General features: G+C 71.5%; 10 protein-coding genes and 1 tRNA gene. 4 read left to right on the forward strand and 7 right to left on the reverse strand.

The window, feature by feature from the left end; translation table 11 throughout:
• Window positions 1-71 precede the first annotated feature (71 nt).
• The 3 genes from ACIRFL_RS04535 to ACIRFL_RS04545 form a co-directional block, all read right to left on the reverse strand.
• A complete protein-coding gene (locus ACIRFL_RS04535) occupies window positions 72-1,061 on the reverse strand; it encodes a DUF5926 family protein (protein ID WP_404023787.1) in 990 nt (329 codons plus the stop codon).
• 314 nt (window positions 1,062-1,375) lie between these two features.
• Window positions 1,376-2,014: an ATP-binding protein gene (locus ACIRFL_RS04540; protein ID WP_404023789.1), complete on the reverse strand. Its 639-nt coding sequence runs from the start codon at window positions 2,012-2,014 to the stop codon at window positions 1,376-1,378.
• 189 nt (window positions 2,015-2,203) lie between these two features.
• Window positions 2,204-3,031, reverse strand: a complete 828-nt coding sequence (locus tag ACIRFL_RS04545) for a glycerophosphodiester phosphodiesterase (RefSeq protein WP_404023790.1) — start codon at window positions 3,029-3,031, stop codon at window positions 2,204-2,206.
• A 288-nt stretch (window positions 3,032-3,319) separates the two neighbouring features.
• On the opposite strand from ACIRFL_RS04545, the gene ACIRFL_RS04550 reads away from it, so the two are divergent.
• Both ACIRFL_RS04550 and ACIRFL_RS04555 read left to right on the forward strand, forming a co-directional pair.
• Window positions 3,320-4,789 (forward strand): S1C family serine protease, encoded by a 1,470-nt coding sequence (locus ACIRFL_RS04550; RefSeq protein ID WP_404023792.1) that lies wholly within the window; start codon window positions 3,320-3,322, stop codon window positions 4,787-4,789.
• Between the two features lie 61 nt (window positions 4,790-4,850).
• Window positions 4,851-4,937, forward strand: a tRNA-Ser gene (locus ACIRFL_RS04555).
• A 116-nt stretch (window positions 4,938-5,053) separates the two neighbouring features.
• Here ACIRFL_RS04555 and ACIRFL_RS04560 read toward each other — a convergent pair.
• From ACIRFL_RS04560 to ACIRFL_RS04575, 4 genes are all read right to left on the reverse strand, one after another.
• The gene (locus tag ACIRFL_RS04560; protein WP_404023794.1) at window positions 5,054-6,007 is read right to left on the reverse strand and encodes a hypothetical protein; all 954 of its coding nucleotides are present in this window, start codon (window positions 6,005-6,007) and stop codon (window positions 5,054-5,056) included.
• Window positions 6,004-6,351 carry a PadR family transcriptional regulator gene (locus ACIRFL_RS04565; protein WP_404023796.1) on the reverse strand — a complete coding sequence of 116 codons (348 nt, stop codon included), beginning with the start codon at window positions 6,349-6,351 and terminating at the stop codon, window positions 6,004-6,006. Before ACIRFL_RS04565 ends, ACIRFL_RS04560 begins: the two co-directional genes overlap by 4 nt.
• Window positions 6,352-6,498: 147 nt before the next feature.
• Window positions 6,499-8,379, reverse strand: coding sequence for a thioester domain-containing protein (locus ACIRFL_RS04570; RefSeq protein ID WP_404023797.1), 1,881 nt, complete (start codon window positions 8,377-8,379; stop codon window positions 6,499-6,501).
• Between the two features lie 291 nt (window positions 8,380-8,670).
• On the reverse strand, window positions 8,671-9,537 hold the full coding sequence (locus tag ACIRFL_RS04575) for a bifunctional DNA primase/polymerase (protein WP_404023799.1): 867 nt from the start codon (window positions 9,535-9,537) through the stop codon (window positions 8,671-8,673).
• Window positions 9,538-9,910: 373 nt separating this feature from the next.
• On the opposite strand from ACIRFL_RS04575, the gene ACIRFL_RS04580 reads away from it, so the two are divergent.
• Together ACIRFL_RS04580 and ACIRFL_RS04585 are read left to right on the forward strand one after the other, a co-directional pair.
• Window positions 9,911-10,222, forward strand: coding sequence for a hypothetical protein (locus ACIRFL_RS04580; protein ID WP_404023800.1), 312 nt, complete (start codon window positions 9,911-9,913; stop codon window positions 10,220-10,222).
• A 218-nt stretch (window positions 10,223-10,440) separates the two neighbouring features.
• Window positions 10,441-11,604, forward strand: coding sequence for an acyl-CoA dehydrogenase family protein (locus ACIRFL_RS04585; RefSeq protein ID WP_404023802.1), 1,164 nt, complete (start codon window positions 10,441-10,443; stop codon window positions 11,602-11,604).
• Window positions 11,605-11,638: the final 34 nt, after the last annotated feature.

Here is an 11,638-nt window from a genome sequence, read left to right on the forward strand (position 1 = left end):
GTCACCTCACGTGGGGAACCGGTGTGCGGCCGGGCCGACCGGCCGGCCGCACACCGGGATGGCACCCGGCATCAGCTGAGGGTGACCTGCCGGTTGGTCAGGCCCCCGCGGGCGCGACGCTCGTCCGCGGTGAGCGGTGCGTCGGTGGCCAGCGCGGCGGCGAGCCGCTCGGCGAACTCGGCGGCCGGCTTCTCCACGTCCTCGGCCGAGACGGTGCTCGGCAGGTCCCAGACCGGCACGGTCAGCCCGTGAGCGCGGAACGAACCGACCAGGCGGGTGCCCTCGCCGAGGCTTGAGCGGCCCGCCGCGTGCAGCCGGGCGAGGGCGTCCAGAAGACGCTCCTCCGGGTGCGGCATGACCCAGCGCAGGTGGTTCTTCTCCGGGGTCTGGCACCAGTACGCCGCCTCCACGCCGGCCAGTCTCACCGTGGGCACGGCCGCGGCGTTGGCCCGCTCCAGGGAGGCGGCCACGTCCGGAGTGGTGCTCTCCGGGTCCGGGACCCAGAACTCGAAGCCGCTGTGCACAACTGGCTCGAAGGCGCCCTCGGGGTCGAGGAGATCCTGCAACCGCGGCCCCTCGGCCGGGGCGCGGCGGCCCTGGACGGGCGTGCCCGGCTCGGCGGAGAGGGCCCGCTGGAGGGTGTCGGCGAGGTCGCGGCTGATGTCGCCGGACGCCGTGTCGTTCTGCAGGCCGAGCAGCACCGAGCCGTCGTCGCGGCGCAGGGCCGGCCAGGCCATCGGCAGCACCGTCGCCAGCGTGACCGACGGAACGCCCTCGGGCAGGCCGTCCTTCAGGGGCAGTTCGACGGTGGCCGCGGGCACCAGCTCGCGCATCGCGACCCAGTCGCACTCACCGGGCAGGCCCTCGAAGGGACGCTGCACCAGCTCGGTCGCGGCATGCGCGGCGGCCCGGCCGTGGCACGCCTTGTAGCGGCGGCCGCTGCCGCAGGGGCAGGGCTCGCGGGCGCCTACAACCGGAACCTGCCCGTCAGCGCCTGCGGCGCCGACTCCGCCCGGGGTCTGCGGGCGCTTGGCCTTCGTCTGGGGTCGCTTTTTGGCCATGGTGGGTGTCTCCCGGTTACGGCTCATCTCGTACGGGCGGAGCCTAGCCGTTCGCGCCGCGACCGGCCGGGACCTGTGGACAACGCGGCCCCGGCCGACGCAACGACTCTCCGCCGACCCCGCCCGAACGCCCGAGTTCCCACGATCCCAGCCGCCCCGCAGCCCCGCGGCTCGCGCGCCCGCGGCCGGGGAAACCGGCGGTTTGCGTGCGCGTGGTTCGCGAAGCGACCGTAGGTGAAGGGCGGACCGCGGGTGAACCAACCGACCGCAGTCGGCGGAGCCGGCCGTAGGTGAACGGTGTGGCGGGCCGGAGGTCAGTCCACGTCTTCGAAGGCGTCCGCCAGGTCGAATTCGGGGAGTGCGGAGACGGCCGGTGCCGCGACCCGCGCGGCGAAGTCGTCCCGGCGGTGCCCGGCGTCCGGATCGTGTACGTCCGCGTGGACGACGACCCACACGGTGACCTCGCCCCGGGTGTCGTCCCGTACGCCCCAGTCCGCGGCCAGAGCCGTGATGATGTTGAGCCCGCGACCGCCGTGCGCGGTGACCGACGGGGTGGCCGGAGCCGGGCGGGTCGGACCGCCGCCGTCCGTGACCTCGACGATGAGCCGACCGCGCGGGTCCACGCGCCACGCGGCCCGGACGTCCCCGTCCCCGGCCGACGCGTCACCCAGTGGTCGCCCGTGTTTGCAGGCATTGCTCAAAAGTTCGGAAAGGATCAGTACGGCGTCGTCGATGACCGATTCTGATACGCCACCGCCGCGCAGTTGCTCGCGCATCCGATGTCTCGCTTCCCCCACGCCCGCAGGGCCATGGGGAACGGCCATGCTCGACGACGTGGGCACTTCCTGTGCCACCACCAACGCCACCCCCGAGACCTCCTTCGCCCCACGCCACGGTGTGGATGCCCCACCGGCCTGTACCGGAAACCGGCCAATCCGCGGCCGGTGACGCATTCGCAACGATCGAATACGGACGGAACGCGCCGGAGCACTCCCCGTGACGGAGTCGTAGGAGTGTGGCTTGATTTCGATGCTGTGGCCGAGAGGGGAGGATGCTTCAGGCGTGCGGATGGGGTCAAGGGGTGTGAACCGGCCCTTACGAGATGCTTCGCAACACAGGTACTCGCCCGGTGCCGCGGCGTGTCACCGGCCGAGCCGGCGCAGCACCGCGCGGGGCCGGTTGGTGATGATGGCGTCGACGCCCAGCTGGACGCAGAGGTCGACGTCCTCGGGCTCGTTCACGGTCCACACGTGCACCCGGTGACCGGCCCGCTTCAGCCGCTCGATGTACGCCGGATGGTTGCGCACGATGCGGATCGAGGGGCCCGCGATCCGGACGCCGGCGGGCAGCCGCCCGTCGCGCAGCCGGGGCGAGACGAACTGCATCAGGTAGACCGTCGGCAGCGTCGGCGAGGCCGCCCGCACCCGGTGCAGCGAACGCGCCGAGAAGCTCATGACCCGCACCTGCGCGTGCTCGGCGGCGGCCGGGGCGTCGAGCCCGAACCGCTTCAGGAGCAGCAGCAGCCGTTCCTCCACCTGCCCGGCCCAGCGCGTGGGGTGCTTGGTCTCGACGGCCAGCTCCACCCGCCGTCCGGCGTCCGCGACCAGTTCGAGCAGCCGCTCCAGAGTGAGCACGGAGGTGTCCGCGCGGTCCTCCGGGCGGACCTCCCAGTCGGGCTCCTCGTCCCGGCCGCGCCAGATCTCGCGGTTTCTGCGGGAGCCGAAGTCCAGGGCGGACAGGTCGGCCAGCTCCAGGGCCGACACCGCCCCGCGACCGTTGGACGTACGGTTGACGCGCCGGTCGTGGACGCAGACGAGGTGGCCGTCCGCGGTCAGCCGTACGTCGCACTCAAGGGCGTCCGCACCGTCCTCGATCGCCTTCTTGTAGGCGGCGAGGGTGTGCTCGGGGGCGTCCTCGGAGGCCCCGCGGTGGGCGACGACCTGGATGTGGTGCTGTGGTGCGTGGGTCACCGCGTCATGGTCCCATCGTGAGGGGGTACGCGCGGAGGCACGGGCGCGTATGCGAAGCGAACGGTGGCGCCGACTTCGCTCCGGAATGGAAATTTTGTCAGAAAAGACCTATATAAAGGGTGGTCTCGGACCCACAGCCACCGCTTATGGTGCTCTGACGGCCCATGGGAAAAGCTGACGTCAGACAAGAGCACATGCACAGCTGCATCGCGCCGGACCGTGAACAATCATGAATGCGCGTGACCGAGTGCGACCGAGAACAACAGCCGTGGATCGAGGAGAAGAGCTGTGAGCACCGAGAACGAGGGCACCCCGGTACCCCCGGCCCCGTCCGCACCTCCCGTGCCGGTGGCATCTCCCGCTGCTTCCCCGCAGGCAGCCCCGCCCGCGGGGAACGCGCCGACGGCCCCGATCCCGCCGGTGCCCCAGGGCGCCCCCGGCGCGCCGGAGCACGACGGGGCACCGGCCGCGTACGCCTCGGCCGGCCCGTCCGGCGGAGCGTCGGCCCCCGGGCCCGCCCCGGACGGCTCCTGGCCGCCCCCGCCCCCCGCCACGCCCTCCTACGCGGACGGCGGCGCGGGCGCGGGTTCCGGCTGGGGCTCGTCGTGGCAGCAGCCCGCGCCCAAGCCGCGCAACGGGCGCGGTGGAATCGTCGCCGCGGTCCTCGCGGCCGCGCTGGTCGCGGGCGGACTCGGCGGCGGGCTGGGCTACACCCTGGCCAAGAACAACGACGACACCGGCTCCACCACCGTCTCGGCCACCGACAACGGCAGCGCCTCGCAGGTCAAGCGCTCCCCGGGCACGATCGCGGCCGTCGCGGCCAAGGCGCTGCCCAGCACGGTCACCATCGAGGCGGAGGGCGCCAGCGGCCAGGGCGGCACCGGCACCGGGTTCGTCTTCGACACCCAGGGCCACATCGTCACCAACAACCACGTGGTGGCGGAGGCCGTCGGCGGCGGCAAACTGACCGCCACGTTCCCGAGCGGCAAGAAGTACGACGCCGAGGTCGTCGGCCACGCCCAGGGCTACGACGTCGCCGTCATCAAGCTCAAGAACGCCCCCTCCGACCTCAAGCCGCTCGCGCTCGGCGACTCCGACAAGGTGGCCGTCGGCGACGAGACGATCGCGATCGGCGCCCCCTTCGGCCTGTCCAACACGGTGACGACCGGCATCATCAGCGCCAAGAACCGGCCGGTCGCCTCCAGTGACGGCAGCGCCAGCAGCAAGGCGTCCTACATGAGCGCCCTGCAGACCGACGCGTCCATCAACCCGGGCAACTCCGGCGGCCCGCTGCTGGACGCCGGCGGCGCGGTCATCGGCATCAACTCCGCGATCCAGTCCAGCAGCAGCGGCGGACTGGGCGGCTCCGGCCAGTCGGGCTCCATCGGGCTCGGCTTCGCCATCCCGATCAACCAGGCCAAGTACGTCGCCCAGCAGCTGATCAAGACCGGCCAGCCGGTCTACGCGAAGATCGGCGCGTCCGTCTCCCTGGAGGACACCACGGACGGCGCGAAGATCACCGACCAGGGCACGTCCGGCTCGGCGGCGGTGGAGGCGGGCGGTCCCGCGGCCAAGGCGGGGCTCAAGCCGGGCGACGTCATCACCAAGCTGGACGACACGGTGATCGACAGCGGTCCGACCCTGATCGGCGAGATCTGGACCCACAAGCCCGGCGACAAGGTTACCATCACCTACGAGCGCGGCGGCCAGGAGCACACGGTCCAACTGGCCCTCGGCTCCCGCGAGGGCGACAGCTGACCCCCACGCGCGTGTGCCGACCGGTTAGTCTTGTCCCCGCGTTGCCCACACCGCAGCGCGGGGAGGCGTGCCCGAGCGGCCGAAGGGAACGGTCTTGAAAACCGTCGTGGCAGCGATGTCACCGTGGGTTCAAATCCCACCGCCTCCGCGCTGAGAACAGCGCAAACGGCCCCCGACCTGATGACTCGGTCGGGGGTCGTTCGCGTGCTCGGTGTGCTGCGGCTGTCCTTTTCTGCGGGGTCCGGCAGAAGCGTCGGCTCGTGGTCAGCGCGTTCTGGCAGGAGTGGGCACCGGGCCGCCTCGTCGGCGCTGCCGTACGGCTCTGACGCAGTATGTGGTCAGGGCGATCAGGCCGGCGGCGAACGACGCCTGTGCCCACACTCCTCCGGTGCCGTAGGGAATCAGCGGCCCGATCGTCGGGGTGACCCCGAGCACCGCGGCGCCCAGCAGCAGGGCCACCAGTGCGGGGGCGTAGCGCGAGCGGGCCACCGCTAGCGCCAGGGGAATGGCGAAGACCAGGGGGGTGAAGAAGAACAGCAGGTGGAACGGGTCGGCGCGGGCGTCGACGAACTCGTCGGGGCCGGCCAGGGTCTCGAACACGGTGACCGAGCCGGCCACCATCGGTACTCCCATGGCGAGCGCGGACAGGGCCATGGTGCGCCGCGCTCGCGGCCCGACCGGCGGAAGGTCGGGAGGCACGGCGAGGACGAAGAGCGCGGCCAGGGCCAGTCCCACGAGGGCGTTGCGGTGCTGGGTGAAACCGTCGGCGCCGTCGGTCCATTGGACCAGCGGCAGCGACACCAGGGCGCCCAGGAGAGCGAGGCCGGCGCTGATCCGGGCGGCGGTCCAGCGGCCGGCGAGCGCGCAGACCAGGACGGCGATCCAGGGGGCGTGGGCGGCGGGGGCGTAACCGGGCTCGCCGTCCCAGGGCAGCGGGGGCAGTTGCCACACGACGAGCAGGGACGCGGACAGGGCGGTGCTGACAGCGATCACCGCGGGTGCCGCGGCCGCCAGGAGCCGGCCGCCCGGCCGGGCCGAGTCGAGGCAGGTGCGCAGTCGCAGGGCGTGGCCGACGACGGCGGCCCGCTCCACTGTTCCCGCCCACCGTCCGCGCTCGGCCTCGACCTGGTCGATGGCGGTGCTGACCTCGTCGGCGAACTCATGGCGGCGGGCGGGCGGATACAGACGCGTCGTCCAGTGCTGTGGCGATGTGCTCATGACGTGGCTCCTCCCGGCTGGGGGAACGTCATGCCGAGACGGCGTGCGGCTTCGTCGGCCGTGGAACGCAGGCGGGCGGCCTCCGTGGCGAGACGTTCCGTGCCCTTCTCGGTGAGCGCGTAGGTGCGGCGCATGCGGCTGTCGACGATCTCCTCCTTCTCGACGCGGACGAGTTCTTCCTTGAGGAGGCGGTCCAGGGCGCCGTAGAGGGTGCCGGCCCGGAGCCGGACCCGGCCTTGGGAGATCTTCTCGACCTCCTGCATCAGGCCGTATCCATGGCGGGGCGCATCGGCGAGGGCGGTCAGGATCAGGAGCGTCGGCTCCCTCAGGGGTTGGTCGGTCACGCGAGCAGCATATACCGGTTGACGGTATATCCCGTACGCTTGAGCCATCGAGGAGTACCCGATGCGCGGCAGGTGCCCGGAGTCCGGCCATGCGGCTGGGCCGCCGGCCTGATGACCGGCGGCCCAGGTGTGCACTCCCTTGAGGGATCAGATGCGTGGGCGCCGTCTGCCGGCGTGCCCGGCCACGGCGACCGTGACGGCGCCGGCCAGTACCAGGGCGAGGCTGCTCGCTGCCAGGCGTCCCGTCGGCAGGGACGCCCCGGTGTCGGCGAGATGGCCGCCCGGCCAGTGCGCGCTGCCGCCCATGCCGCCCGGCTTGTTGCCGGCACCGCCCGGCTTGTGGCCGGAGCCGTGCCCGCAGCGGCGTTTGACGTACTTGTCGGTGACGGAGACGCGGCTGGTGACACCGGCCTGGACCGTGATGCTCCTGGGCGTGATCGTCATCTCGGCGAGTCTGACCTTCTTGTTCTCGCCGGTCGTGCTCTCCGCGACGGTGCAGTGCGTGCCGGCCGGGACGCCGCTGACGACCGGCTGACGGTATGTGTCGGCCCCCGTGCCCGCCTCGATGACGAACCGCCGGTCGAACGTGCCGCCCGGCACATCGCAGTCGAGCCGGATGACCACCTCTCCCTGCTTGCCGGCGCCCGGACCCTTGATGGTCTTGTCGACCTCGACGTCACCCGCGGACTGCTCGAAGGTGTCGGTGACGGTCGCATGCTGGGTCTCGTCGGCCACGATGGTGACCGTCGCCGGTTCGATGACGGGGCTGCCCACCTGGGCGACCTGGTCGTTGTCGCCGCCCGTGGGCTCCGTGATCGTGCAGGTGCTGCCGGCCGGGATGCCGCCGATCGTCCGGTTGTGGTCGCCGGCCGTCGCCCCGGCCGGGATGGTCACCGTGTGGTGCTGCTCCTGGCCGGTGTTCGGATCATGGCAGAGCACATCGATGGTGATCTCCCCTTGGTGGCCCGCTCCGCCGCCGAGGATCCGCTTGGTGATCTGCACACCGCCCGCGGCGAACCGTTCGAGCACCGCGCCGGCCCGCACCACCAGCTCGGTCTCCCGGGCCAGGATGAGTTTCTGGGCGTCGTCCAGTCCGGGGTTCGAGCCGTCGTAGAGCAGGACCGTCCCTTCCAGCACGGTGGCCGTCCGTTCGAGGACGAAGCCCTGCGGCTCCGTGTCGGAGACGCTGCGGGCCCACAGGCGCGTGCCGGGCTCCACCACGTCGCCGTCGTGGAGCTGGTTGATGCCTTCGGGGTCGGTGTAGACCTCGATGCCGGTCACCCTGATCGTCGCGGGACCGTCCGAGTTCACCGTGAACGGACCGACGATCTCCCCGGTCGACGGCGCGGCCAGTTCCGAGGGCGTGACCGACAGTTCGGGTCGTTCCGGTTCCGCGCTCGGCCCGTTGGCCAGCGTGTCGGCGACGATGGCCGCGGTCAGCGAACGGATCGGGCTGGCGGTGTCCAGAACGTATCGGTCGGTGAGGAACCAGATGGCCGCCTGCACCGCGGCGGCCCGCTGGGAGACGCTGACCGATGACGGTTCGTCAGTGGTGGGGTAGTAGTGCTGGAGGATGTACTCGACGTAGCCCAGGTTGGGGACGTGTGTCTCACTCCACTCGCCGAGTTCGTAGTTCACTCCGACCTCGGTGGAGGTGTTCAGGTCGATGCAGTACGTGAGGCCGGAGTGCCCGGTGAGCCGGTCCTGGATCGTGATCGTGCCGGCGAACGCGGGATCGTGGGGCGTGGACCCGGCGGGAATGGTGGCGGGATAGCCGGCGAGCGGGTTGAAGTCCGTGGGCGCGACGGAGCCGGTCACGGTCGATCCGGCCCCGGTGCCGGTGATGGTCGCTTCGGTGAACATGCCGGGCGGGTCGTTGTACACCGGGGTCGGTTCGAACTCGGCATGTGCGGCGGTGGGGTTGCCGAGAACCATGAGCGCGCCCGCCACACCGACCACGAACGTCTGGGTGGCCCTCTTGGCGAAGGACCGGCAGAGCTGGAGCGCGCGGTTGCGATGCCTGATCAATATGTCCTGTTTCCTACGAGGTGGAGGAGCACCGAGACGACGGTTTCCGCCCCGTATCCTTGATCGCTTCCTATAAGCAGGACATACCTTGACAGATCGTCATATGTAGGTCCCGGTGGCGTGGCACGCACCTGGGATCGTCCACACGTACGATGGAAGGGGCCCGCGATCCGGCGCTCCTGACAGCCACCCGGCGCCCTGGCAGCCCCGGCGCCCTGCCGACCCCGCGTCCGTCGTGCGCCGGTTCAACGAGCGCGCCCTTTGCCGCTCGCGTATCTCCGGCACCGGCCGTTACGGCCGGTGTCCCGTCATCCGTGCCGCCGACGCGATCGTCGCCCGCGCCTCGCGCTCCGAGAGGCCGGTGTTGAGGGCCGCCTCGACCAGCGGGGCGACGAGGGCGGGCCCGATGCCGTTCTCGTAGGCGCGGCAGGCGGCCCAGAACAGGCGGGTGTTGCGCTGGCCCTCGTGGGCCGCGAGGACGAACTGGACCAGGCCCCTGCCGTGGTCACCGGATGCCCAGGGCGCCGGATGCGGCGCGCGGGGCGGCGGCAGGAGCAGGCGCAGCAGGGCGGGCGGGCAGGGCGCGGGTGCCAGGTGGGCGGTGCCGGGCGCGGTGGCGTAGACGCCGTGGTCGGCGCGGGATCCGGGGCCGACGAGGTAGCCGCCGGCGCCCCGGATGTCGATGCCGGGGGCGAGCCGGCCCGCCGAGTTGGGGACGACGGCGTCCGGCGGGCCGGTCAGCCAGACGTGACGGCCGCCGCTGGGCGTGAGCACGACGACGGTCTCGGGGATCGTGAACAGATGGCGCAGGGCGAGTTCGCGCAGGGCGGCCGAGGAGTCCGTGCCGGACTTGGTGTCGAGGTCGATGCCTATGAGGTGGTGCGGGGGCAGTCCGCAGGCGATGCCGTAACCGGTGGCCCAGGGCGCGGCGGCGAACAGTTCGCGGATGCGCGCCGGATCGGTCGAGGCGTCGTACACGCCGTGGCCGAGCCGGCCGCACTCGCCGTGGCAGGGGGCGGGGTCGGGCTGGTCGCGGTGCGGGGAGCGCAGGGCCGGGAGTTTCGTCCGGGACAGGGGGATGACGGCCAGTCCGCGTTCGGCGGCTGACAGGGCGTGCGCGAGGGCCAGCGTCGTGGCCTGCCGGTCGGTGGTGGCCATGGATCCATGTTCGTACACGCGTTCGAAAAAAGGAAGAGGGGGTCGCGGCGACATGCCGAGTGGGGCGGGTTGGCCGGAAATGTGCCGAAACGATTCACCGCTTGTGTCGCTTGAGTCCGAGAAGTCCGTACTGGGTGCGATGGCGCCAAGAGATCACTAAAGACGTCGAAAGGGGTTTATCGACTTGTCATCACGCTTGAGTGCTAATTGGGGCCTGTGGGGAGTTCGCCGGGGATGCGATGGGCAACTCTGGATTCGCGACGTCGTGCTCAACCGCCCGGGAGGTCGGCCAACTTCCCTGGCAGCAGATGTACTTCGTGAATTCCCGTGCTCCCGGCCGGTCGGCCGGTGGGTATCGTCCTGGAGGAACAACATGGCAAGCATCCGTACCGCCCGTGTTCTCGCCGCCGTCTCCGCGCTCCCGCTCGCAGCCGTCCTCTTCACCGGCGTCGCGAGTGCGGACAACGGTGCCATCGCGGACGACGGATCGAACGCCGGCGTGGCGAGCATCCTCGGCAGCGGTGTCGGCCGCAACAACACCGGCAACTCGTCCACCACGCAGCAGAGTGCGGTCGGCTACGGCGCCTCGAACCAGAGCAACACCGCTCAGGTCAGGGGCTCCGCGTTCACCGCCATCCAGCAGGGGAACAAGAACATCAACATCCACTTCACCCGCCTGTGGTGAGGCGCGACTGACCTCCTGCGGGGGGTGTGCTTTCGGGGTCGCAACACGTCTGCGCGGCGGTGCTTCGGTGCCGCCGCGCAGGCGTTTTCCGTGCTTTCCGCCGTCCCGCGGCGACCTTGACACCCGACAGTTTCTGACGGACAGTCAGAAATCGTCGTTCGTACGGGCCAGGACCGGGCCCGTACGAGTCCCGTACCGGGCCGGGAGGTTCCCCCGCCGTGCACCTCGCCCCCACCGAACGCCAGCAGCGGCTGCGCGCCGAACTCCGTGCCTACTTCCGGGACCTGCTGCCGACGGCGCCCATCGGGCCGCGCGAACGGCGTGCGCTGCTGCGCCGCATCGGCGCCGACGGCCTGCTCGGGCTCGGCTGGCCCGTCGAGTACGGCGGTCAGGGCCGGGGCGCGGACGAGCAGTTCGTGTTCTTCGACGAGGCGTACCGGGCCGGCGCCCCCGTCTCGATGGTCACCCTGAACACCGTCGGGCCCACGCTCATGAAGTACGGCAGCGAGGAGCAGAAGGCCCGCTTCCTGCCCCGGATCCTCAGCGGGGAACTGACCTTCGCGATCGGCTACAGCGAACCGTCCGCCGGGACCGATCTGGCGTCACTGCGCACGCGGGCCGTGCGGGAGGGCGACGGATGGCGGATCGACGGGCAGAAGACGTTCACATCGGGCGCCCAGCACGCGGACTGGATCTGGCTGGCCTGCCGCACCGATCCCGATGCGCCACGGCACCGTGGCATCTCGATCCTCCTCGTCCCCACCGACGCGCGGGGGTTCTCATGGACCCCCATCGAGACCGTGGGCGGGCAGACCACGACCGCCACCTACTACGACGGGGTGCGCGTCCCGGTCGGCAACCTCGTCGGGGCCGAGAACGGGGGCTGGTCGCTCATCACCGACCAGCTCAACCACGAGCGGGTCGCCCTCGCCGCGGTCGGCATGCAGGCCGAGGACTTCTACGCCGCCGCGCTCACCGCCGCACGTACCCCTGATCCGGTGACCGGAAGGCGTCGGATTGACGAGCCGTGGGTGCGTGCGCAGCTCGCCGAGGCACATGCCCGGCTGGCTGCGACACGCCTGCTGAACTGGCGTTTGGTGGGCGATGTGGGGGCGGGTCGGCTCGCGCCGGGCGACGCCAGCGGCGTGAAAGTGGCGGGAACCGAATCGGCGGTCGCGGTGTATCGAATATGCCAGCACGCGATCGGGACGGACGGGCTGGCGGGGACGGTGCGATCGGGGTCGCCGGGTGCCTTCGGGGACGGCGAGCTCGAAAGACTGAACAGGGCGGCGCAGATCAACACGTTCGGGGGCGGGGTGAGCGAGGTGCAGCGGGAGATCGTCGCGACGATGCGGCTCGGGATGACGAGGGGGCGGCGGTGACCGGTGCGGAGGGGGAGGCGGTGCGGGCGGGGGC

The sequence above is a fragment of the Streptomyces sp. NPDC102462 genome (assembly GCF_044765425.1).
In the GTDB taxonomy this organism is placed as follows: domain Bacteria; phylum Actinomycetota; class Actinomycetes; order Streptomycetales; family Streptomycetaceae; genus Streptomyces.

Coding starts and splice junctions, on each gene's coding strand:
- ACIRFL_RS04535 (WP_404023787.1), bottom strand. CDS start 1,061: ATGGCCAAAAAGCGACCCCAGACGAAGGCCAAGCGCCCGCAGACCCCG.
- ACIRFL_RS04540 (WP_404023789.1), bottom strand. CDS start 2,014: ATGCGTCACCGGCCGCGGATTGGCCGGTTTCCGGTACAGGCCGGTGGG.
- ACIRFL_RS04560 (WP_404023794.1), bottom strand. CDS start 6,007: ATGAGCACATCGCCACAGCACTGGACGACGCGTCTGTATCCGCCCGCC.
- ACIRFL_RS04575 (WP_404023799.1), bottom strand. CDS start 9,537: ATGGCCACCACCGACCGGCAGGCCACGACGCTGGCCCTCGCGCACGCC.
- ACIRFL_RS04580 (WP_404023800.1), top strand. CDS start 9,911: ATGGCAAGCATCCGTACCGCCCGTGTTCTCGCCGCCGTCTCCGCGCTC.